19 protein-coding genes and 3 pseudogenes are annotated in these 24041 nt (G+C 47.6%); 6 read left to right on the forward strand and 16 right to left on the reverse strand.

The window, feature by feature from the left end:
- Window positions 1-238: DeoR/GlpR family DNA-binding transcription regulator (locus tag BWI97_RS24270; RefSeq protein ID WP_146011016.1), on the forward strand; the 238-nt coding region annotated here is incomplete at its 5' end.
- A gap of 96 nt (window positions 239-334) precedes the next feature.
- Here the strand turns inward: BWI97_RS24270 and BWI97_RS24275 are convergent.
- Window positions 335-712, reverse strand: a complete 378-nt coding sequence (locus tag BWI97_RS24275; RefSeq protein WP_094812780.1) for a response regulator — start codon at window positions 710-712, stop codon at window positions 335-337.
- Complete coding sequence (locus tag BWI97_RS24280) at window positions 709-1728, reverse strand: PAS domain S-box protein (RefSeq protein WP_158242834.1); 1020 nt, start codon at window positions 1726-1728, stop codon at window positions 709-711. The genes BWI97_RS24275 and BWI97_RS24280 overlap by 4 nt, the downstream gene beginning before the upstream one ends.
- 328 nt (window positions 1729-2056) lie before the next feature.
- Here BWI97_RS24280 and BWI97_RS24285 point away from each other — a divergent pair, with 328 nt between their 5' ends.
- Together BWI97_RS24285 and BWI97_RS24290 are read left to right on the forward strand one after the other, a co-directional pair.
- Window positions 2057-2929, forward strand: a complete 873-nt coding sequence (locus tag BWI97_RS24285; RefSeq protein ID WP_102203168.1) for an alpha/beta hydrolase family protein — start codon at window positions 2057-2059, stop codon at window positions 2927-2929.
- 8 nt (window positions 2930-2937) lie between these two features.
- Window positions 2938-4467 carry a carboxylesterase/lipase family protein gene (locus BWI97_RS24290; RefSeq protein ID WP_102203176.1) on the forward strand — a complete coding sequence of 510 codons (1530 nt, stop codon included), beginning with the start codon at window positions 2938-2940 and terminating at the stop codon, window positions 4465-4467.
- A 109-nt stretch (window positions 4468-4576) separates the two neighbouring features.
- Here the strand turns inward: BWI97_RS24290 and BWI97_RS24295 are convergent, their stop codons facing one another.
- Window positions 4577-6013 (reverse strand): T9SS type A sorting domain-containing protein, encoded by a 1437-nt coding sequence (locus BWI97_RS24295; RefSeq protein ID WP_158242835.1) that lies wholly within the window; start codon window positions 6011-6013, stop codon window positions 4577-4579.
- 918 nt (window positions 6014-6931) lie between these two features.
- On the reverse strand, window positions 6932-7204 hold the full coding sequence (locus tag BWI97_RS24300) for a hypothetical protein (protein WP_094812788.1): 273 nt from the start codon (window positions 7202-7204) through the stop codon (window positions 6932-6934).
- A 215-nt stretch (window positions 7205-7419) separates the two neighbouring features.
- Here BWI97_RS24300 and BWI97_RS24305 point away from each other — a divergent pair, with 215 nt between their 5' ends.
- Window positions 7420-7785 carry a hypothetical protein gene (locus BWI97_RS24305; RefSeq protein WP_102203170.1) on the forward strand — a complete coding sequence of 122 codons (366 nt, stop codon included), beginning with the start codon at window positions 7420-7422 and terminating at the stop codon, window positions 7783-7785.
- Between the two features lie 111 nt (window positions 7786-7896).
- Here BWI97_RS24305 and BWI97_RS24310 read toward each other — a convergent pair whose 3' ends face one another.
- The 8 genes and pseudogenes from BWI97_RS24310 to BWI97_RS24340 all read right to left on the reverse strand — a co-directional run bounded on the left by BWI97_RS24310 (window position 7897) and on the right by BWI97_RS24340 (window position 16754).
- Window positions 7897-8784 (reverse strand): class I SAM-dependent methyltransferase, encoded by an 888-nt coding sequence (locus BWI97_RS24310; RefSeq protein ID WP_233208002.1) that lies wholly within the window; start codon window positions 8782-8784, stop codon window positions 7897-7899.
- Between the two features lie 505 nt (window positions 8785-9289).
- A pseudogene (locus tag BWI97_RS24315) lies at window positions 9290-11378 on the reverse strand (molybdopterin cofactor-binding domain-containing protein).
- Between the two features lie 30 nt (window positions 11379-11408).
- Window positions 11409-11870 carry a (2Fe-2S)-binding protein gene (locus BWI97_RS24320; RefSeq protein WP_094812794.1) on the reverse strand — a complete coding sequence of 154 codons (462 nt, stop codon included), beginning with the start codon at window positions 11868-11870 and terminating at the stop codon, window positions 11409-11411.
- A 222-nt stretch (window positions 11871-12092) separates the two neighbouring features.
- On the reverse strand, window positions 12093-13904 hold the full coding sequence (locus BWI97_RS24325; RefSeq protein WP_102203171.1) for a cytochrome c peroxidase: 1812 nt from the start codon (window positions 13902-13904) through the stop codon (window positions 12093-12095).
- A gap of 65 nt (window positions 13905-13969) precedes the next feature.
- Window positions 13970-14710 (reverse strand): hypothetical protein, encoded by a 741-nt coding sequence (locus BWI97_RS28560; protein ID WP_233208003.1) that lies wholly within the window; start codon window positions 14708-14710, stop codon window positions 13970-13972.
- Window positions 14644-15432 (reverse strand): hypothetical protein, encoded by a 789-nt coding sequence (locus BWI97_RS28565; protein WP_233208004.1) that lies wholly within the window; start codon window positions 15430-15432, stop codon window positions 14644-14646. The genes BWI97_RS28560 and BWI97_RS28565 overlap by 67 nt, the downstream gene beginning before the upstream one ends.
- Window positions 15433-15858: 426 nt before the next feature.
- Complete coding sequence (locus BWI97_RS24335) at window positions 15859-16290, reverse strand: response regulator (protein ID WP_094812801.1); 432 nt, start codon at window positions 16288-16290, stop codon at window positions 15859-15861.
- Window positions 16291-16325: 35 nt separating this feature from the next.
- A complete protein-coding gene (locus BWI97_RS24340; RefSeq protein WP_158242836.1) occupies window positions 16326-16754 on the reverse strand; it encodes a response regulator in 429 nt (142 codons plus the stop codon).
- Between the two features lie 1053 nt (window positions 16755-17807).
- On the opposite strand from BWI97_RS24340, the gene BWI97_RS24345 reads away from it, so the two are divergent.
- Together BWI97_RS24345 and BWI97_RS24350 are read left to right on the forward strand one after the other, a co-directional pair.
- A complete protein-coding gene (locus BWI97_RS24345; RefSeq protein WP_102203172.1) occupies window positions 17808-18752 on the forward strand; it encodes an autotransporter outer membrane beta-barrel domain-containing protein in 945 nt (314 codons plus the stop codon).
- 29 nt (window positions 18753-18781) lie between these two features.
- The gene (locus BWI97_RS24350; protein ID WP_102203173.1) at window positions 18782-19144 is read left to right on the forward strand and encodes a hypothetical protein; all 363 of its coding nucleotides are present in this window, start codon (window positions 18782-18784) and stop codon (window positions 19142-19144) included.
- Window positions 19145-20205: 1061 nt separating this feature from the next.
- On the opposite strand, the pseudogene fabV reads toward BWI97_RS24350, so the two are convergent.
- The 4 genes and pseudogenes from fabV to BWI97_RS27770 form a co-directional block, all read right to left on the reverse strand.
- Window positions 20206-21397, reverse strand: a pseudogene (gene fabV / locus BWI97_RS24355) (enoyl-ACP reductase FabV).
- Window positions 21398-21931: 534 nt separating this feature from the next.
- On the reverse strand, window positions 21932-23020 hold the full coding sequence (locus BWI97_RS24360; RefSeq protein WP_102203174.1) for a hypothetical protein: 1089 nt from the start codon (window positions 23018-23020) through the stop codon (window positions 21932-21934).
- Window positions 23021-23243: 223 nt separating this feature from the next.
- Window positions 23244-23519, reverse strand: coding sequence for a hypothetical protein (locus BWI97_RS24365; RefSeq protein WP_102203175.1), 276 nt, complete (start codon window positions 23517-23519; stop codon window positions 23244-23246).
- A gap of 204 nt (window positions 23520-23723) precedes the next feature.
- Window positions 23724-24041: pseudogene (locus tag BWI97_RS27770) on the reverse strand (hypothetical protein); the annotation flags it as partial.

Raw genomic sequence — 24041 nt, forward strand, 5'->3', positions numbered from 1 at the left:
CTCCATCGATCTTCAGGCGGGCATTACTGCCACCCATCAGCCCGAGGCCGAACTGAAACGGGCCATGGCAGCTGCTTCGCGTCCATGGTCCATTGCCCTCTCAGACGCCAGCAAGCTTGGTACGCAGGATCCTTTTGCAGTATGCCGGCTTGCGGAAGTATCCCATATCATTACCGAACGCAATGCAGACGACGCACGCTTTGAGCCTTATCAAAAAGCAGGCGTACGTTTTCTCTAAATTTCTGGTTAAAAGGGGGTATCGAACCTTTGATTGCAGGAAATTAGTTCGCGACCGGGATAATGCGTATGTGTTTTCCCGATCGCCGAACTAGTTTTATTCAAAAATCGAAGCCAGTATCTCCAGCCCTTTCCGACTTAAAGGTTTTTCCAGATACGCCGCAACCTGGGGGTAGTTCGCCGCCCGCTGCTGGTCCGCCGGATCTACGGATGAGGTGATAATCACCACCCGGATTACACTACGCAGGTCATACTGCTGTAGGGCTTCCAGAAATTGCCAGCCATTCATAAGGGGCATGTTCAGATCCAGCAAAATGAGGTATGATTCGTCCGTTTCCTGAGCCGCAAGTAAAAAATCCAGAACTTCCCTGCCATTATAAAAAAGCTGCGGTTGTCGGGACAAACCCATGTTGATGACCCGTAACTGGTGTAGCTTAAGCGTTATGAGATCATCATCTACGATGAGTACGTTCATAAATTGTAAGGCAAATTGGCGTTTACCTGCTGAGCTTTATGGGCAATATCTCGTACAATCGTATCCAGTTCCTGAGCCGAAGTACGAATGTGAGCCATTAATTCAGTTCGCAGGGCTTCATTCATTTCTTCTTCTTCCAGAGCATCAACCAGACCCATCAGACGAGCGATGGGGGTTCGAACCACGTGACACTGAATCCAGGCTATTTCTTTTAGCTTCTGGTTCTGGGTTTTAATGGTTCGGTCGTAATGCACATGCTGGGTAATGTCGTTGGCTAGAATCAGCTTTGATTGACGGCCGTTGAGGAAAATGACTTTGCTTTGAATGTATACAAAAATAATTTCCCCATTTTTCTTTTGATGCCGAAACATACCCTGGTAAGAATTTCTCTCCGAAAGCAGCGATTCTTTCACCGCCTCCTCCAGTAAGAGAATATCCTCCCTGGGTCTTATTTCCCGGATCGACATATTGAGAAATTCGACTTTATCGTAGCCATAATGCTTTAGAGCTGCTTCATTTACGTCAACAAATTTCAGGGTTTTTAAATCATACACCCACATGGGTACCGGACTTAACTGAAATAACGTACTGTACCGTTTTTCGGATTCAAGTAAAGAGATTTTTAATTTATATCGTTCAATGCAGTACAAAATACTCTTTTGTAAAGAGAAAGCTGACCATTCGCTTTTGAGCAAATAATCGGAAAAGCCTAATTCAATGAATCGGCTACTGAGACCAAAGGCCGGATCATCGGCTAGAACAATGATGGGCGTGCGAGGACAAAGCGATACCAAAGCCGTAATGGCTTCGGCTAAATAAGGGCCTGTAACCGAACTATCCAGTAAGACGACTTCCAGATTAGTAGCACGGGGAGAACGTAAGAAATCGGCAGCTTCTGCTATCGTTTTTAACCGTGCAATTTCCTGGGCATCATACCTTCCGCTAAGGAAATTCCGAATTTTTTCTAAATCCGGATCGCTATTTTGAACTACTAGTAAGCGTGTGCAATAATTCATGGAATAATGGGCAGAAACCATACTTTACCAACCGGTTCCTGGTGGGGAGACGCGGCAAAGCAAATACTGGTTTCAGCAAACGGATCAATGTATGTGGCGGCAATGACATCGTGCCCCGTCAGGTTACCTGATTAGGCTAAGTAAAGATGGCAAGTCTTTAGCTAACCTGTTTACTTATGATTAAAAAGTATCAACTCAGGTTAAAAAAATACTAGGCTATTCAATCAATACCCTGAGCATGCTTGTTTATACCATTTCTAACTTTTATTACCTTCGTACTACGGCGTTTTAAACGGAATTACCCTACCTCTTTACCGTTGTTTCGGATATGATTAAGAACTTTTTTTTACTGACGCTTCTTACGCTGGCCGCTTTTTCAAGCCATGCTGCCCGCGTTGATACGCTGGAGATCACTAGCACCCGCATGAACCGAACCCTGCGAACGGCAGTCGTTCTGCCCGATCGGTACAAAAAGACAAAGCAGGCTTTTCCCGTCCTGTACCTGTTGCACGGGGGGAGCGGAAGTTTTCGGGACTGGCTCACCAAAACGCCTGACCGTACGTTACTGCACCGGCTTTCGGATCAGTACAACCTGATTATTGTAATGCCCGATGGCGACCCAACCAGTTATTATTTCGATAGTCCTTTCGTGAAGGAAAGCCAGTTTGAAACGTTTATTGCTCAGGAACTTGTCGAGAAAATTGATCGTACCTACCGCACCGTTCACACGGGGAAGGGCCGCGTTATTGCGGGGCTTTCCATGGGCGGGCATGGAGCCCTGTATATTTCCAGCCGCCACCCCGAGCTGTATGCGGCAGCGGGTAGTATGAGTGGGGTGATGGACATCAACACCGCTCACTGGAAAGTAGATTCGAGCTTTGCACGGTTGCGGGCTGCTAATTTTGCCCGCCTCCTGGGACCGCCCAAATCCGGGCCCATGCCTTATCCCGGCTATACGCTCGTAACCCTGGCCGATCGGCTCAAGAGTAACCAGTTACCTTTGATTCTGGATATTGGCGTGGATGATTTTTTGATTGAGACGAACCGCGACCTGCACCGCCGTTTGGTCGAAAACCAGACGCCTCACGACTACACGGAACGGCCCGGTGCCCATACCTGGCCGTACTGGGAGAACGCCTTGCCGTATCAGGTGTTGTTTTTTAGCAAAATTCTCAAAGCCAATCAGGTGGCGGTACCTTGATTCAAACGATGAAAAAACGCATACGCTACAGCTGCTTTATACTCTGGGGAATACTGGGTCTGCTTTCTGCCAGTACCGCCCAAACGCTTCGCATCGAAGGAGGACGCATTACGGGCAGTCGTCAGGGGGACGTTCGTAGTTACAAGGGCATTCCGTTCGCGGCACCGCCCGTGGGTAATCTTCGCTGGCAAGCTCCTCACGCAGTGGTACCCTGGAAAGGTGTTCGGGCGTGTACTTCCTTCGGACCCAGTCCCATGCAGCCTTCTCCCGCTCCGTTCAGTATGTGGAGCCAGGAATTTCTGATTCCTAAAGAACCCATTAGCGAAGATTGTCTGTATCTAAATGTCTGGACCAGTGCTCGTAAAGGCGAAAAACAACCCGTATTGGTCTGGATTTACGGCGGTGGTTTTTCGGGTGGAGGAAGTGCCGTACCTATTTATGATGGGACCGCCATGGCTGCCAGAGGCATTGTCTTCGTTAGTTTCAACTACCGGGTAGGGCCTTTTGGATTCTTCGCTCATCCCGAGCTTACGCAGGAATCGGGTCATCATGCTTCCGGAAATTACGGGCTGATGGATCAAATTGCCGCCTTGCGTTGGGTGCAAAAAAACATCGCCGCCTTCGGAGGAGATCCTGCAAACGTGACCATTGCCGGTCAGTCGGCGGGTTCGATGAGTGTGAATAGTCTGGTTGCCAGTCCTCAGGCTAGTCATMCTTTTCAAAAAGCCATCGCCGAAAGCGGAGCCAGTTTTGCCCGACCCCTGGCCAGTTTAAAAGCAGCCGAGGAAAGTGGTGTGCAAGCCATGCACACGTTGAAAGCAGCCTCCCTGGCCGAGCTTCGCGGTAAACCTGCCGCTGAGATTCAGCGAATGGCACCCACCGTTCGGGGCCCCATCGTTGATGGGTACATCCTGCCCAAAACGGTGGCTCAGTTGTTTGCCACCCGAAAACAGAATCCCGTCGTTTTACTCACGGGCTGGAATGAGGAAGAAGGGCTACTGCAAAGTCCCCTGAAAACGGCTGGAGCGTATCGCCAGTACCTACAGCAGCAGTATGGATCGGAGGCGGCTTCGCTTTTGCGTTTTTACCCGGCAACTACTGAGGAGCAGGCAACGGTTTCGCAATACAATCTTTCACGGGATCTGATGTTTGGCATTCAGAATTACGCCTGGGCTCAGATACAAAGTCAACAGGGTACGCCGGTGTACGTCTATCGCTTTACCCGGAAAGTGCCGGGTACGGGTGAATACGCCAGGTACGGGGCCTTTCACACGGGCGAAGTTGCCTACGCCTATGACAACCTGAAATTCATCGATCGCCCCTGGCAGAAGGGAGATCACGAACTGGCCCGGATCATGTCGGCGTACTGGCTGAATTTCATCAAAACCGGAAATCCCAACGGAAAAGGCTTACCAGGCTGGCCAGTCTACGAAAATCAAAACAAACGTATCATGGAGCTCGGTGATCAGGTACAGACTCGCCCCCTACCCGATGCGGCGGCTCTGGACTTTCTGTATCAGCTTCAGAAACAAAACTAAATTCAGTTCGGGCGACTGAATCGGTCTGCTGAGTACAGAAAAACCACGAATTCGTAGCTAAAACGGAATGTTTTTCGCTACGAATTCGGAGTTTGGATCAGGGTAATCGTTATCGCTGAATGATCACTTTGAACGTTTTGGCAGAACCCAGAGAGTCATTTTTCAGAGAGACCAGGTACAGTCCCGGAGCAACGCCGTGTACCGGAAAATGAATCTCATTACGTCCACGCATCAATTCCAGTTGCTGAGTGGCAATAACCGTACCTTGTAAAGAATACAGCTGAACGGAAGTTGATTTCTGTAAATTTTCATCCGAGTAGTCAACGAGTACTTTAACCTCTCCATTGACAACAGGATTAGAAGCCACTTGAAGGGAAATACCTTTGTAGTCGGTTAATTGAACTGAACGCATACCGCTATACGTAAACGTTCCGTCGTTGTCAATCTGCTTCAATTGGTAATAATGCAGCGTCTGTGGATTCAGATTGTTGTGCGTAAAGTTGTATTCCTGACGTACTTGCGTCGTACCTTTTCCGGCTATCCGAGCGACGGTTTCGAACGATTTTCCATCCGTCGAATGCTGTACTTCAAAAAAAGCATTATTCCGTTCGGAGGCGGTACTCCATTGCAGGAGTGCGGCCTGAGTCCCTTCCGCTTTGGCAGTAAAAGCGGCCAGCGATACGGGCAAGCTTAGGGGAGTGTACTCATACGTAACGCAAACGCCCGCACCCACTTCCGTAGAAACTACGGTCTCCAGATTACCGGCTCCCGAAATGGTCGTTGAGCTTTCTACCGTGGTAGGAATGGCTAAGTTTCCGGAACCCGTAAAGATATTTTTCTGAGCAGTAGACGTGTATTTCTTTTCGCTGGTCGAACTGGCAAACTTGTAATAATAAGAAATTCCGGAAGGGCCTGCATAGTCTACTTTACCATCGAAATTGGCTAGGGAACCGGACAGCTTAACGCTCGTTATCAGCTCTATATCGCCAATAATAGCCGGCAAATCCATCAGAATTGAGCCTCCTACGGATAGTTTGAAATTGTCTGCACTACCCGTGTTTTCGATGTTAATATTTGCGTGGTACGCTGATTCCATGGCGTACATATAAACGGTATTGAGCTTACCCAGGGTGGCATCGTACTTAGGAAGCTGAAAGGTTTCCGTCCAGCTGGTAACGGTAGTGGGCTTGCCCGTGCAGTACGTTAGGGTATTGGTAATGGGCTTGAGCCCAATGCCGGGAACGCTTACGGACCCACTGGCAGGAACAGTTACGTTTTGGGTAGCATCAATACTGTCCGTGTAACCCTGGGTGGGGTATACATAGGAAATAACATAGTTGCCGGGATAACTGGGCAGAACAAAATTGCCTGAAGCATCTGTGATCGTGGAACTGATTAAATCGTAGGTGTCAGGATTACGAAGTTCGACCAAAATTCCGTTCAGGGCTACTTCGCCATTTTCTTTTGTATTGTTAGCTATGCCCTTTTCCTGCCAGACGCTACCGCGGATGCTTGAAGAAGGAGGGGAGGTCTGTGCAAATAACACAGCATGAATTAGTAAAAATGTGGCAATAGATACGAAAGTTTTCATCGTAAAGTACTTGTTAATACACAATAGAGTTGTAGAAAAACCTAGAAAAAGTTTCGTAAGGCGACGATGTTAAATACCAATAAAATAGTTGTTCGCAGATAGCTAAAAGAGTTCGTTTTTAGCATAAGCAAACCTGTGGACAAGTAGCGGTTGTCTGTTGGAAATAAAAAAGATGGCGGAAAATTGATAGGTTTGAATGCCTTAGTTAAAGCATTCGGTAGTACTAACAAATGGTTGATTGTTAGCAGAAATTAATTTCGTCAATGGCGGGGGGTGTACAACGATTAGATCAAATAATTTGGCGGATGTTTTTACTTAATTGTGGTGCAAAATAAATAATTTGCCTTTTAATAAAAAAATTAAAAATGAAAAAAAATAGGTATAACTATACGTTTCAACCAGTCTACTAATGTATTAACAAGGGGATAAAAGCTTATTTTTCAATTGAATAAATAAGCTTTACAGCTACGTAATTTTTTGATGTACAGTAGGTTAATTTTTTCTGATAAGTGAATAATGCTCATTAGCTTGTAGTAATATTACTACAATATACGTAATGCTGTTGCTACTATTCAATTCGTTTAAATATTTTTTGGTGATGCTTGTTTTTCACTTTGAAAGCAGGCATAAACAGGGACTTTTAAAATAAAAAGTTAAGGATATGATGCAGCAGATTCATGATAAAATCAATATTTAATTTAACATAAGTAAAGTAGAGCTAAGCTATGTATGATAAAACTATAAAATTAGTTAACAGATATAGTTTAAAAAGCACAAGTATTGAAAATCGTTTGTATTGGAAAGCTAATGGTGTGAAATAAAGTGAGTAGAGTGACTTTCAAGTCCGGCAGCTCTACTCACTTTCTATTTGTATTAATCATTTAGCCGGGACTTTAGCTGCTCAAATTCATCCTTGTAACGCATCAAATCATCAGCGGAATAAGTAACCTGACCGCTTTCCATCAGATAAATCATGTACGAGAGAAAATAGTACCGTTCCCGACTGGTAAGTTCATTTTTATCTTCCGTAGATAGGGGCCGCCGCAACAGATCCAGGATCAGTCGATTCTGAGCCATTACTTTAGCCAGCATACTGTGTAACGTATCTTTTTGAGCAAATTCGGGTTTTTCAGGCATGAATTCCATAGTAGTCAATGATTAAGTAAGGAAATAGATGATTCTGGCCGGGGAATGCTAAAAGGCTTATTCCAGCAGTTCGTGTGCACATTTAAATTGGCTTATTCTAGGCACAATCAGACGTATGAATGCTTTGAGGGTTGCAATTTTCGATGCATAAAAAAAATATTGCAAAGCTGGTCGATACATAGTACCTTGCCATGCAAACTAATGAAACGATAGCTATGAAAATCTTACTTGGTGGAATGATCATTGGCCTGAGTCTTTGGAGTATGTCCTGTGTCTCTTCATCGGATACGAACATTACGGTTAGTGACAATGAAAAGGCGTATACCTTTTCAGCTCATTACGATCAATCCCGAACAGCCGCTCTGCAAGCGTATATGGCGGATGCCTTTGGAGAAAAGGAATGGGGTTCGCAAGACGACATCGATCAGATCACCACATTGGCCGATCAGACCACCTTTCACATCGAAGCCTCTGCGGGCCAACTGGCTATTGAGCTGGATAAATCGGCTAACAGGCCTGCGGCCTACCAGCGAATGAAGCAGGTCTGCGAAGGAATGCGAAAGGTTATCCTAAACCCCTAAGTCAGGAGGCACGATAACTAACCAGCAGAGCCAGTGGCAGCTGGCTTTGCGGATACCTGCCGGAGGAAATAGTCTTGTAGACTAACTAGCGATACCTCTTGGAAAACAAGATCAATGTTTAGTAGCGACGCACATCAGTGATAGAGCACTACTGGCCGCATCAGGATTACGGGCCGACAGAACATTGCCCAGCCGGTATTTGAATTCAGCTTTACCCGGAATTCCCTTTAAAGCATCCGCTCCAATTTCGTGGTTGTGCGGAAACACCTTGACTGTAAAACCCAGCGGTTCCAGCGTATTTTTAAAAAACTGCTCCGTAACGCCGTGACCGGGTTTATGGTGAATTTCCGAAGCCAGAGCCGCCTGTTGCTGAGGTCCTGATTTGTGGAAACTATGGCCAATCCATCGGTAGTACCACAGACGAGCATGCCAGAGTAGTTTGGCCAGCCCTTTGTAATTCCAGGCACTTAGTTGGGGGTCGTGGTCGGTGACGATCACGCCACCAGGCTTCACCAGACGGGCCGCTTCCCGAAGTACAGTTTCCATGTCATCGCAGTGGTGAAGCGTAGCGTTAAGCGTTACGATGTCGGCAAATTCCGAAGTAAAAGGCAAAGCAGTAGCATCGGCCAATACGGGTACATAACCTTGTTTAGCAGCAAACAACAGCGAGTTGGGGGCCACATCCACGCCAATCAGCAGACGTGGATTTCCCTGCAAGGTGGCAAAAATGTTGCCGGGACCACAGCCGATGTCTACCACTACTTTATCGTCCCAGTCACCCGAAGCAGCCTGCCAGCGACTTTTGAAGTGGTCGCTTCGGTGGCAGTAAATGAGGTATTCTTCCGCCCATTCCGGATGATCAAAGTAATAGGCATTGGCCTGAAGCCCGGCTGTAATCTGGTTGAGGGGAAATGCAAGGTACTGACCATTGTCCTTCAAAGCGACTGTCCCCTTCAAATACGGAGAGAGGGCTGCCTTCATTTGGAAAGTGTTCATCATGGAATACTATGAGTAGTGGTGGAGAATACTAAAAACAGCGAGGTAAATAATGTTCGATCCATACTCGGCGGTAATAAGGAAGAATAAACGGTATTGAAACAAGAAGGCAATCAATAAGTGATACTGCTATACGTCTGGCTAAATATATAGTGATATCCGTTTTTAATCAACAAATGAATTGGGAAAATACAGCGTTTGTATAATTTATTAGGAATTGATAATGAGACGAAGACTTGAAGGGATTGTTATTCTCAGATGTAAAGATAATTTATGCTAAATGGAGATAATAATATTTATATTTTTTATATGTAATCCACTGATATAAAGAAGTTTGTGTACGATAATTTTTGATATTTGGTAATATATGAAATGCTAAAAACTACGAATAACTGTACGCTTATAATCGATCATTAGTAGTGGATAAGCACTAAATAAGGCTATTGATTATCCATTTTAAGCAGAAAAGGATCACCCATGCTGGCGATCCTTTTCTGCTTAAAATGGTTTATAAAAGTTCCTTGTATTCTTCACTAAACGGTTGATTACGGAGTCGCTTACCCGTTACTTTAAACAGGGCATTGGCTACACTACCACCCGTGGGAGGTAAAGCGGGTTCACCCAGACCCGTAGGGTCAATTCCGTTGTCGACAAAGTGAACGTCTACTTCCGGAATTTCAGAAAGACGAATCAGCCGAAAGCTATTGAAATTTTTCTGTTCCGGTACGCCCTCTTTGAAGCTTAGGTTGCCGTACATCGCATGGCCCAGACCATCCACAATACTACCCACCACCTGCTGGCGGGCACCGCTGGGGTTTACCACCAGGCCGCAATCAACCGCGGCGTGAATTTTGCTGACTACCGGGATACCTTTTTTCACGCTGACTTCTGTTACCTGGGCCACGTACGAGTTATGCGAAAAATAGACGCTAAAGCCCTGATTTTTCTTCTGACCCCAGCCCGCTTTCTGGGCTGCTAGCTGGATGACCGCCTTCATCCGGTCAATGTCGTATTTGATGGCTCCGGCGGGTTTGGCTTTGGCCTGATCCAGCAGAGCTAACCGGAAGGCAACGGGGTCTTTACCCGCCGCCTGGGCGACTTCATCAAGGAAAGACTGTTCGGCGAAGGCCAGGAAATTGGTAATCGGAGCCCGCCAGGGACCCGTCGTAATGGCAGACTTGCGGTCAACCGAATCAATCAGCAGGTTCGGCACGGCACCCGATGGAAAATTATCCTCCCGCGTAGAGTTGCCAACATTGAAGCCCACACCACGTAATTTATAGCCAATCAGGTTGTTCTGAGCATCCAGAGCCGCTTCAAACCGGTACCGCACACAAGGCCGGTAACTGCCGCCACCCATGTCGTCTTCACGCGTCCAGATTACTTTTACCGGAGCCTTAATCAAGCTCGAAAGCTCGGCGGCTTCGAGCACGTAATCAGCCTTCAACCGGCGACCAAAACCACCGCCCATACGGGTCATGGTTACGCTGACCTGGTCGGGACTGATGTTAAGTAATTTGGCCGTTTCCGTACGGGCGAGTTCCGGGGTTTGAGTCGGTCCTACCAGTTCAACACCATCAGGCCGAACGTGAGCGAAAAAGTTCATCGGCTCCATCGGATTATGGGGCAGGAAGGGGCACTGATACTCGGCTTTTATAACTTTAGCCGCCTGTTGAAAGGCCGTATCTACGTCGCCGTCTTTGCGTCGAACCGTCGCCTTGGAACTGTCGAGCATTTCCTGCAAGAGCCGGTTATGATCGGCCGTACTTTCCAGATCAGCCTCTTTTTCATAAGTGACTTTCACAACTTCGCGGGCTTTTTGTACCTGCCAGGTGGATTTCCCTACGATAGCCACATTATTTTTAAAGGTAACCACGTCAACAATGCCCGGCATGGCTTTGGCTGCTTCGGCATCGACGGACTTTACCTTTAGTCCGAAAGCCGTAGGCCGCTGAATCATGGCGAATAGCATCCCTTCCCGGTAAAAGTCAAGACCAAATAGCGGTTTCCCCGTCACGATCGCGGGATTATCCGTATTGGCCACGGACTGTCCGATCAGTTTAAAGTCCTTCCGGTTTTTTAATACTACATCGGTGGGAATGGGCAGGGCGGAAGCTTCAGTAGCTAGCTCGCCGTAGCTGAGCTTTTTACCCGCGTGCAGGACAAATCCCTTGTCGGTTGTACATTCCTGAACGGGGACCTGCCAGCGTTTGGCCGCGGCCTGCCATCAACATCTGACGAGCCGTAGCTCCAGCTTTTCGCAGGCGTTGGTAGGAGTGACGAATGGAGCCACTGCCACCGGCCACCTGTCGCTCAAATGCAGTAGTATTTAAAGGAGCCTGAACAATCACGACGCGTTTCCAGTCCGCGTCGAGGTCCTCGGCTACCAGCATGGGGAAGGCCGTTTTAATGTTCTGCCCAACTTCGGGGTTGGGCGATTGAATGGTGATGGTACCATCGGGCGAAATAGCCAGATAGCTATTGAAAGTACCGTCGGAGCGGGGGGCGGCTTCACTGTCCGTCCAGTGAAAACCCAAAAGCAAGCCTCCGCCTGCGGAAGCCGCCAGTTTTAGAAAGGTACGTCTGTTGGAAGTCATGAATGCAGTTAGGGCTTAGAGCAGAGACAGCTATTTTTTCTTCGTGGCGGCTCGCTGTACGGCTTCACGAATGCGGTGATACGTACCACAGCGGCAAAGATTGCCCGACATGGCCGCTTCGATTTCGGGCAGCGTAGGCTTGGCATTTTTCTTGAGAAATGCCGCTGCTGTCATGATTTGTCCCGCCTGACAGTATCCGCACTGCGGTACATCGACTTCGTTCCAGGCCTGCTGAACGGGATGGTCGCCTTTTTCAGAAAGCCCTTCGATCGTCGTGATTTTTGCCTGGGATACCGCTGAAACGGGTAGTACGCAGGAACGGGTAGCTTCACCATTGACGTGAACGGTACAGGCTCCGCATTGGGCCATACCGCAGCCGAATTTAGTACCCACCAGTCCTAAATGATCCCGTAGCACCCACAGCAGGGGTGTATCCGGATCGGCTTCCGTCTGATAGTCACGGTTATTAATTTTTAGCTTGAATACCGCCATGAGTGCGTCAGATTTGGTAAGAATGCTCGTAGATAAGGAAAGTTACTTTTTTGACGGAAATGTTCAAAAAAGAAACGATCAACGAAGGAGATTCTGCGACAGAACCTGAACAGGATAACTAAATAAACTACTGATAATCAATGAAGCGTTATAACCAATTGCCCTGCGTATCTGGCATAAGGGTCGCAGATACGCAGGGCATTTCAGTAACTACAAGAGTACTTATTTTCGGGACGAAAGAAACGATTCATCCGTTAGAGCCTTCATGAAGTGAACCAGATCTGCCTTTTCCTGCGTACTCAGGTTCAATGGATCGGCTGACAGCGTCTGGTTGGGTACAGGTAATCCCAGGCCCAGGCCACCGCCCCGGTCATAAAATTCCACGACTTCTTCGAGGGTTTTGTATACACCATTGTGCATATACGGAGCTGTTAGGGCTACATTCCGTACGGTCGGTGTTTTGAAGGCGTGACGGTGCAGGTCGGCACCCGTCAGATTGTACTTTCCTACATCCGAATCCAGACTCAGGTTTTTCCAGCCCGCCTGAGCGGGTACGCCGAGCACTTCACTCTCCGCTTTTTCGTAGAAGGGGGGAACTGTACCATTCGTCAGGGGCAAGAAATGACAGGTGGCACACTTCGCTTTTCCAGCGAAAAGATTGAAACCACGTTTTTCACTCGCGTTCAGGGCCTGCGGATTGCAACGTACATATTGATCAAAACGGCTGTTCAGCGAAATCAGCGTTCGTTCGTAGGCGGCCAGTGCATTCCGGATGGCGTGCGTTGTCATGCCTTCGGGATAGGCTTTGGCAAAAGCTTGGCGGTAGTTAGGGTCTTGTTGCAATTCCAGGAGGGCTTTATCCAGCGAACCGTGCATTTCTTCGTGATTACCAATCACATCGGTTGCCTGATCTTCCAGATAAACCACCCGTGAATCGTGAAACAGGCGGGCTTGCAGGGCGGCATTCAGCAACGTGGGCGTATTCCGCGTTAGCAGTCCCCCCGACAGCGAAGCACTGCGGGTTTGCCCGTCACTGAAACCCTTGTCGGGCTGGTGGCAGGAAGCACAGCTTCGCTGGCGATTGCCGGAAAGGATGGGATCATAGAACAGCTTCCGACCCAACGCAATCTTTTCGGGCGTCGAGCGATGGGCGGCTACCGATACGAAATGTTCTGCGTTGAATCCAGCCGTATCCTGAAAAGTCTGGGCTGTACTACGAAGCGTGCGGGATTCTTCAAACGGCTGTATGCCTAAAGATAACTGAGCCTGGTACAATGCTGAACTCAAGGGATTCAGAAAATTGGTCAGAAAGGCCAGCCGATCCAATGCATCGAACGAACCAGTCAGTTGTTGTTCGCTACTGATAAACAAGGTATGAATGTGCCGGGCTTGCTCGGGATGCTCTGCTTCCAAAGCCTGCGTATAGGGTTGGAGTCGTTCTCGCAGGGTCGCCAGGGCACTCCGGGCTTCGGGCAGGGAATGCAGGGCAGCTGGCGAGTCAAACCCCGTAATACCTAAAGAAATGATGCGGAAAATTTCCAGCCGGGCCGCGTCAAAAATGTGGGCGTCGGTAAGCTGATTGGAGCCATCCATGAACGAAAGTCGCGTCAGGTTAGCCTTGAGTACCCGAACGTGTTGTTCCAGCTCGGCGTAGTGAGCGGTATCCAGCACCGGGAATACATATTCTTCAATGACCTGAAAGCCTTCGGGGGGAATGACGAGGTTATCGGCTTCTTCGAATTCGTCGAGAGCCGGGCCGTTCAGGTTTTTAGCCGTTTCAGGGAAATAGTATTCCGTCAGCCATTCCACGCGTTTATAGGCCAGTCGGGCCAGTCGAAAACGTTGCTGCAATTCATCGGCGGGACGGTTCTGAGTTACGGCCTGTAGAAAGCTAGTGACGGCCGAATCCAGTCCAGCAATATCCTGCCGGAACTGCGTCTGTACACGTTCGGCCCGGCTGGGTTTGGGTTGACACGACCACCAGATGCCGAGACTCAGACCAACGAAAGCAAGGAAAAGCCCAAGGTTTTTCATGGGGAAAAAGCAGAAATTCCTGCCGGAGTACCCGGCAGGAATAAGTTCTATGAAATCAAGAATGACTAGCGGGGTAAGCCACGAATAATAACGACCTGACTGGCCTGATTTTCGTTTTTACGGATGCTACCGCCATCCACGCCCGCGTAAGCGGGTGAACGCCAGCTGTGGGGTTGGATCATCAGCATAAAGGTAGCCTCTTTGCCCGTTTCCTCGGAAATGTCAACCAGTGAGCCGTATTCCCAATCACCGAATTTGGAAAGGGCAAATTGCGTTCCGGCACTATTCTGATTGTATTTTTCCTTATCGGCAGCCGTCCGGCGGTGGTCCAGTTCAAAGACTACTTTCAGCTCGCCCGTAGCGATGTTGTATTGATAGAGGTAGCTATCATGCGTTTCGTCACCGTAGCCATTGGGATCTTCCTGAATGTAGACGTAATTTTTCGTTACGCAAAGGTTATCAACATCCTGGAAGGTTTTAGCCTTGCCCGTACGATCATCACCGTCAAGAATCACTTCCAGCTGACCCGCTAGCGGGTTGTTTGCATCGAGCGTCAGGCGGTACGTGCGGCCGTATTTCGTACGGGAATAATCGGCATTTACACCCGTATTATTCTGACCCGTTACGTTGAAGTACACTTCCCGACCGATACCATCCTTACGGTAATCCACGTCTTCGACCCGACCGAATTTGATGGACTTTAGCTCCGAATCAACCTTTTCGTTCATCTGACGACCCGTCAGGGTTTTCTGATTCTCGATTTTAACGAACTCAACGGCATATTTCTGGTTCTGCTTGATGTCCATTCTCGCTGATTCAGATCCTTGCGACGAAGGGTGTAATAGGAACCATTATCCAGATCACCTACCTGATCGGCTACGTATAGGAACACCTGACCGCCGTTGGTACCGCTGTCGTCATCACCCACCAGAATAACCGTTTTACCCGGGAACGCCGTTTTGGGCAGGGGCAGAGCCTGTTCGGCATTCTGACGGCCCAGCGACGACTTGGTGCGGGACATACTGGCGGCTCCGGCGGGACTATAAGGGTCCAGAGCGTGAATTTGTGACTCTTCGCTTGATTCGCCACAGGTCAGATACACGGGACCAAAGCCGTGCTCTTTCGGAGTAGCCATCGTGGCTGAACACAGGCGGTACTGCCCACCGTCGGAGTTAAGAATGTACTCGCCTTTTACGGGTTTAAACGTTTTGTCGAGCGTGATCCGGGATACGGCAAAGTTGTCCTCGTGATTAATCAGCATCGAAAACGTTCCGTCCGCATTTTTGAGCAAACCGGAACCATCGGCAGAACCACCGAAAACAAAACCGGGCGATTGGGGAAGTTTGTCGTCCGAGCCGATGAGGGAAAACAATTCCAGCGATTCAAAGCCCGCCTGTTTTTTCAGTAAGGCCGGGGTAACCGAATGGTTTTGTAATACTACATCGTTAGAATTGCCGGGATCGGAGTGATCCGTGCAGGCCCAGAGACCCAGGCCCAAGAGTACAGTACAAGTTAATGCTCGTTGCATGGTAGATATGGTGAGAGCCACAAAAGTCTACCTACAGTATTACTTGAATATTACGGGCGTTTTATCGATTTATGAGGTTTGAAGAAAGAGGTTTCAGCGGCGATCCCAAAACGGCCCCACATCCGGCAGAGCTTTCGTTGAGAGCAGAACTCCGCGTCCGGAAAATGAAGAGAGAAGCGTTTTACAAACGTGAGATTACCACAACTATTCAGAAAAATACGTGGCGATAGAGTAGAAGGAAGAACGGAAGCGGAAGCAGATCAAAAGGCAAGGCTTGCCCTTAACCGTCAATTTTTGTCATTTGACGTATAAAGCCTACAGTTGGTAGAATAAGCGAAATAGGACCCCTTCCGAAGGTGTAATTTTGAACCATTAGGTTTAGAGGTTAAGCAGGAAACTCCCCCGTGATTCATGAGGGAGTTTTTTTTATAAGTACCGTGGAGCTTTCTGGGCCTTAGGCAGTTGATTGTGACTATTCCAGAAATCAAAGACCGTATTCCAGACATTAATATACTCTTTGCGGTTCTGGGGCTTGATGACAAAAGCATTGACCCCACTGGTATAGGCCTGTTTGATAAAGGCATCATCATCCCAGTGCGAAAACATTACCACCGGCAGGTGCTTCCACTGACGGGACGTCCGGAGACGATCCAGCAACTCAAATCCATTTTCGCCCGGTAGTCCGTAATCCAGCATCATAAAACTAGGAATTACGTCTTCCAGATACAGCATTGCCTGTTCGGCGTCTTCGGCAAAAAGTAACCGGCATTGCTGATTACTTTTTTCATAGCTCCAGTTCATGATAAAGCGATGATCCGGGTTATCCTCAACGACCAGTACTAACGGTTTTTCGTTCATGATAATCGTAGTTCAAAAGGGAAACTGCAAGCGGCTTATAAAAGACCTTTAGAAGGTAATTCAATGATTTGAGCCCAGTAGGCGTAGATTTGTTTCCAGGTTTGAGCCAGCTCCTGATAGGTCTGCGGCTTCACGATGTAGCTGTTAGCTCCCTGCTCATACGCTTTCTTGATGGTTTCTTCCTGCTCGGAAGTCGTAAACATCAAAACGGGTAACGTCTTTAATGCTGTATTTTCCCGAATCCGGGTCAGCAACGACAGGCCATTGAGCCGGGGCATGTTAATATCAAGTAAGATCAGCGATGGTTCCAGCGTCTGATTCTGTAGCAACTCCCAGGCATATTCTCCATCTTCCGCAAAAATAAGCTCTCCAGGGTAACCGCCTTCCTGAAATGCCAGTTCCAGGAATTCACGGTCGTCCTTATCATCGTCAACAACTAAAATAGTAACGGTTTTTTGAAGCATTGCAAATTCTATAGACAGTATAAAATTGATCGCGATACGTGTAGGGCAGGTCGAAGAAAAGTGAACAAAGGTAAAAAGATAAGCGAAAGATTCCATGCGAAGGGCTCTGATCGTAGCTATTCACCAGAAATTGATGGATGATAAGCAGAATCCGATTTAGAAAGAAGGAGGCAACGAGATCATGTAGAAAGTCAATAAAGAGTAAAACAAGGCTTCCACGTTCAACCTCAAAACTGCTTCAATAGACGAATAAAATGATCGTTTTATAATTAAATAATTTATTATTTTTATTATAAAAAAGTTGGATTATTCAGAGGTCTATTTACCTTTGTTCAATTCAAAACAACCTATTAAATGCTATGCAAAGACCCGCCTTTTCTATTGTTGTTTCGTTTCTTACTTTCGCTTTGCCCCAAAGTTAGTATTGCCCCAAAAGTATAAACCATAGTTGAAGTCTTTCCCTGATCCGGTGGGGAGAGGTAGTTAAGCTTTTGCCTTTCCGGATCGAGTAGGATAGGCTTTGTTTGGTACTGCGTACCCTTTAGAGGTACGCTACGAAATGCCAATTAATAGTTTTCTCACGTTCACCTATGATTGCTTTCCGTACTAAGATTAAAGGTCTTCGAGAAAGGCATCATGATTCGTATATTTGAAATAAATGAACTGTCAATACTCTGATAACAAGTAGATTAGTTAAGGTGAATGCCAGCATGAACTAACGAATCACAGGAGTATTTTAGCTACTTGTCAACAAAAATAGATCGAAAAATACCTCAGATTTTACAAGTTCAGAAGAGCTTTTGAATTAGGCTCTCGTACCGAATAAGCTGACTAAAAAGTGGGTTACTTGTGCGTAAGTTTCAACGCAATGTCTTTTAGAAAAACGGAGATAGTATCAGGGTCAATGTCTAGGAGAATGTTATAGTAGAGGGAATAAAGTTCAGGCAAAATAAATCAGGATGAATGAGACGTATACATTTCGTTTACCGGTAAAACAAAGGTATTTCATCAAGCTACTAACATTTATTTTCAATGAAACCTCTATTATTGACTATGATGGTATTCACCTCCTGGATAGTTCAGGCTCAGGAGCTGGATAGACCCTTCACTTTTATTCCGTACCTTGGATTAAAATCAGTAGCCTGGACGACTAAAATGCCGGTTCCACCGTCTCCTTTTGGCTCTAGTCCGATTACCCAGGAAGCGGGTATCCTGCCGATGGCCGGGTTAACGCTTCAGTACCAGCTGCCGCAGAATTACCTGCTCAGGTTAAAGGCTGAGGGTTATACTGGAAATACGAAGCTTAACGGAGAATACGGTAGAATGGCCGGTTATGGGCCTGGTGAAAACGCCATTGCTACCGTAAGGAATCAGCGAGTAAAATGGGACGGCGTTTCCTTTACACTGGAAGCGGGCCGAACGTTTGACCTGAATGAAGCATGGCGTTTACAACCCGCCGTAAGTATAGCCTACAGCCAATGGCGAACACGCCCCCCGGTAGTAGATAACCCGCAGGTTGTTGTGTATCAGTCCAGCTTTGACTGGTACCGGGCAGGTGTAGGCGTTGAACTAAGTTGGCAACTGAACGCTACCAGCCGACTATACATTCATCCTTCCTTACGCATACCTGTTTCGACGAAGCAACGGCTCAGCAATTTCAGAACCATGGATAACTTTCAGGCTATTCAAGAGGATGTATTGAAGCGAGAACTATCAGGGGTAGGCGTCCAGGAATTGATAGATAGAGCTTGGGGTGATCGTTCAGCAAGATCATTAAAAGCAAAAATGGGCTTCGCTGCCGAACTAGGCTGGCAAAGTAAGCGGATGAAGGTAAGTCTCTACACCGAGAATCTGGTGATTGAAAGATTGACCTGGGCACCTTATCCACAGGCCAAGGGTCTGTTCACTTCCCTACGCTTAGGTGTTCCCATCCAGTTAGGAAACCGAAAACAAACCTACGAAGGTCATTTCATGCGTAGTAACCCCACAAAAAAGTAAAACATACGGTCCACTATAACTACTAGTCTATGAATCAGCCCTATAAGCTATGGATTGCTCTGGGAATCGGTATAGCGATTGGCCTCAGCTCCTGTACTACTTCCCGAACAAAAACGCTTGCTCAGGTGAGTAGTCTAGCAAAATCCGACAATTCACCCCTTAAGATTTTTCTATTGGAAAGAGATATACCTCAGGATATTGAGGAGCTTGGCGTAGTAACCATTCGGCCCCGATTCAATAACGGACTTAATATGGATGTACACGTTAAACAACAACTCCGTAAGGAATGTGAGCGATTAGGAGCCAATGGAGCCTATCGTACCCAGGACGGTACCTATGCTCCGCAGCTAGTTAGTCTATCTGGTTTTCAAGTACAAAAAGTAATAAGTTAGCTGGCGTATCCGGTGCTGAAAGAGCCTGCCGCTGGAAGTACAGACGTAATGCAGTGGTCAGGACGTTCGAAGGCAAATCGTGAAACAAGGATCTTATGCGGATCCTGGTGCTTCTCTTCCTAAAGCTGAAAAGCCGGTAAAAGCCTCTCGCATGAGAGGCTTTTACCGGCTTTATTACAAAGTGTTATCAATTACGGACGTGGCTAAGCCCTGAAACGGTGACACCTTCTAGCATAATAAGTCCTTTTTTCATAAACAGCCGCTGATAGCATCAACTACTGGTGGCCTGTGACTGCAAAGACCTGAAGAGGCATACCCGCTACCTTTTCCACATGAATTCCGCTGAACGGCTTTCCTGTCGGACCTGTATGGGTAAAAGCAAACAGGAGCCGCTTACTGCAGCAAAGCGTGTAACGTACAATTTTGATTTTTATCCCTTAAGCTACCTGACCTGTCATCTGGTACAAAACAATGAATATGCTGGAATAATTAGATACATAGTACTATACGTAAACCTTTCTATCAGAGAAGCATTGTTTATTTGTTGAATTAATTTGGATTGAAATCAAACCTCATCTGGCTTCCGGATGAGGTTTATTGTTGTAACGAGGTTACAAATACCTCACGGCTATACAAAAAGGCCGTTTATAAGGGGCTGGATTCTTCTTTCTGAAACCTCATTTTCATTCTGGTAGTTTTTACTGATACCTAATAACGTACTGACCTGAAGCTAATTGAGATGAAGTAACGGGAACGGTTCAAGTTTAAGTTATGGTACAAAACACATATTAAGTTGGTAGTTGAGTGAAAGAAAAAAAATTAAAGTATTGGATTAATAAAAGTTTTGTAAAACGTATATAAAGTCACGTGACTTACTATATTTGCTGCTCACCGATTAAGTTAAAGGTGTGGGTTAATTCACGAAAACCGTTGGGTTCTGCCTGACGGTTTTTTTAATAGTGTCGTGGAAATGAATGCGGGGAACTCTCAAAAAGAAAACCCTGCCCCAAGCCTCCGGCCTTGGACAGGGTATCTCAATATAATCGTAAGGGTACTGACTCTTAAGCCAGACCGGGTATTTCGACCATTTCGTCTACGGAAGTTTCGTAGGCAACACCGCCTACTTCAAAACCGAACAAGTTAAAGAAGTCGGTTTTGTATCCTTCCAGGTCACCCAGTTGTGGTAAGCTTTCAGTAGTTGCTTCTGCCCACAAACTGGCTACCTGAGCCTGAACGTCTTCCCGCATTTCCCAATCGTCAATACGAATACGGCCTTTTTCGTCCGTAGGCACGCTTCCATTGGTGTATAGACGTTGTTGGAACAAGCGTTGCATTTGTTCGATACAACCTTCGTGGATGCCCTGCTCTTTCATCACCTTGTACAACAGTGAAATGTACAGTGGGATTACGGGGATCGCCGAACTGGCCTGCGTTACCAGAGCCTTGTTGACCGACACATACGCTTTGCCATCCAGGTCTTTCAGCGTATCCGTGATGCTGGACGCCGTTGCTTCCAAATCATCTTTGGCCCGGCCAATGGTACCCTTGCGGTACACGGGTTCAGTAAGGGCTGGTCCGATGTAAGAATACGCGACCGTCCGAGCACCCGGAGCCAGTACGTCTGCTGCCTTCAGGGCTTCGATCCAAAGTTTCCAGTCTTCACCGCCCACTCACCGCCACCGTATTTTCGATGTCTTCCTCGGTAGCGGGTTCAATGCTGATTTCCGAAACGACGCCGTTGTGGAAGTTGACCGTTTTGTTCGTAAAGGACTGACCAATCGGTTTCAGTACGGAATTGTGCGTAACGCCCGTATTCGGATTCGTCCGCCGGGGAGAGGCTACGCTGTAAATCACCAGATCCACCTGACCTAAATCGGCCTGGATCAGACCAATTACTTTCTCTTTGATTTCGTTGGAAAAAGCATCGCCGTTCACACTCTTGGCGTACAAACCTGCCTCCTGAGCCTGGACTTCAAAGGCGGCCGTATTGTACCAGCCCGCTGAAGCCGGTTTGCCCGGCTGGGGTGGCTTTTCGAAATACACACCGAGAGTAGCGGCCTGCGAGCCAAAGGCACTGGTAATGCGGGAAGCTAGCCCGAAGCCGGTCGAAGCTCCGATCACCAGCACTTTCTTAGGCCCATCGATCGGGCCTTTCGACTGGATATACTGAATCTGATTCACAACGTTTTGCTCGCATCCTTTGGGATGGGCCGTCAGACAGATGAATCCACGTACTTTAGGTTCAATAATCATGGTAGGTACGATTGGTAAATCTCTACGTAAAGAGAGAAAACGTCCAAAATAACACAGAATGTCCCAAACTTGAAGCAAAATGCCTCAGAATCCGGTAAATTTCTGTAGTTGTTACCGAAGACAGGCTTCTGGTTCAATGTAGAATAGAGCCCGCATATACTAGATGTATCTGGTCAAAAAGCAGGTTGTATTTTTGCATGAAACGTACTGCCTGTAGCCCTTACATTCGTCTTACCTAGATCGACTTTGGTACCGTAAGCACGGTTGGGTAGTAGCTGGAGAAACTCTGCGGTGTGAGGGGTTCTCATCCCCTGGCATTTCATTAGGTAATGGTTTGAAGTTGTTAAAGTACAACCAACTATCTGTGTGTGCGACATAAACCCGATCCCCGTCCTATCGCAGGGAATGCATACGGACTAAAAAACCAGCCAACTCAACAGAACCCAATACTAATCCGATAATACTAAGTGATCACTATATATTGCATATTAAAACATCACCTGTAATGAAAACCTAAACTATTACTGGAGAAAACTACAGGATAATCTGTAACCCCGCCGTAACACCCAGATACAAGCCCTGCGTATGCTTGGTTCCTTGCTTACTCCAGAGATAAATGCCCCGCAAATCATCCGAAGTCTCACGCGTGAAGTCTACGTAGTTGATCGTGGGCCCCAGGAAAAATTCCCATTGCTTGGCGAATCGAACGGAAGGAAGTATACGTAAAGAGTTCCGTAAATACTCCCGTTTTTTGAAGTCAGTGAGGGTTACCGTAACGGCTTCCAGACTCACGCGATACGGTTCACGCACGAGTACGTGGGCCCCCAGACCCGCTTCCAGTCCGTACAGCGATTGCTGGGGCTGTTTCAGGTTGTATCCGAGTCCAACCAATCCGTATAGGACGCGTCCACCGGAACGGAAGGACAGAAAGCCCGTCAAGGTTTCATCGGTACTTAAGGAAATTCGTTTCTCCCCATTTTTCACCAGATTAATCAACCCAATCGAATAGTCACTGCTATCGGCTATATTCAGTACTCCGATTTGTACGCCTTTCACGCGTTTAGCCACGTTGATCAGACCAGCGACTTGCGTATGGACCTCTTCGGACTGGTTAAAAACCCCGGCTACCTGTACCGCCGATTGGCGAGATACGTTGCCCACCCCCGCTACCTGAACGGCCTTACCCGTTCCAGCAACATTGGTGACACCCGCCAGTTGTACACCCTGGGTTTCGTGGCTGACTACATTTAGCAATCCCGCCAACTGGGTTGCCCGGGCCGACTGAGCCCGGTTCAGGAGTCCCGACAGCTGAGCTCCCTGGGCCCGTCCGCCAATGGTATTGAAAAGGCCCGATACCATCAATCCTTTCGCATCCTGTCGAACGACACTGCCCAGACCTGCCATACTGAAACCCGTCTCCGCCCCGGAAACGCCCGCCAGTAGATGCAGAGAAAACGAGTTGGAGTAGCGATCGGCGTGGGTGCCATTACTGCTTAAGGGATAGACCAGCCCAATATGAGCAACACTCTTTTGTAAATCCTGAGCCTGAACTCCCGATGCCAATCCAGCGAAGAGGAGTGTAAACCATTTTTTGAAAGAAGCGGAGTAAGAAAAAATTTTCATGAGCTATGAATGCATGAGGTGATGAGAATCTACGTCTACGAAAAGTCGCCAACTGGTACCGGGCTAACGTCCTTTCGTTTTGTATATCCTTGACAACATGCTTCAGCCTTACCCTAAATTTATTTTCATTTTTTTAGGAAGTACTTTTTAGTAAAGCGACATAATTTGGTATAAATTACTGATTATAAGTGGATTGTGTAGAATGAAAAATAAGCTAGGTTTCTTAAAAATTAACTTGTACACCGCCCTGCCAACCTACCCAGCCGTAAGCAGTGGGGGAGAAATTCCAGTGGGGATAGGCCTTTGCAGAAGTATAGACTTCACTGGGCTGATCCGCATAGGTGAGGGATAGGGCAGGCCCCGCCGAAAGGGTCCAGTGCGGATTGATCCGGAATTGCAGGCTCGTTTCCAGACGAGCCAGTATGGGTAACGTATCCCAGTCACCCTGATACAGATTTTGCGAGGTAAGGTCCGTAGCGAGTGACCAACGGGTCCCCAACCGGAATTCTCGTCCCAGCCCCGCCCAAATGTAAACGCGGATTGCGAAGCAAAGGGCGAATAGCCCAACAGCAGAATGGTATACAGGCGGTGGGTACCACTTTTAAAGATCATCTGGAAAGGCACCACGTCGTTGGCTGCTACTGTGAAACTCATTTTGCCGTTTCGAATCAGGTTAATCAGGCCCACGCTATACCCCGATGAGCTATCGGCTACGTTGATCAGGCCCAGTTGTAATCCTCTCACATGGCCGGGCGTAATTGTAAAGACTGGTCACCTGAGCACCCGTTACCGTATCACGATGGTGGTTGACCAGTCCGGAAATCTGTACGCTGGCAGTACCCCGCCGGGCCTGATTCCATACCCCCGCCAGCTGAACACTGCCGTGGGTAATATCCGCCGTATTGAATACGCCCGCAATCTGTACGGAACGCTGACTGGTTTGAACGCGATTACTGATACCGCACTGCACCCCGAGTGTATCCAGAGCGAGATTGAGTAATCCGGCCGCCTGAAACCCGTA

Source organism: Siphonobacter sp. BAB-5405 (assembly GCF_002872335.1).
Lineage (GTDB): Bacteria > Bacteroidota > Bacteroidia > Cytophagales > Spirosomataceae > Siphonobacter.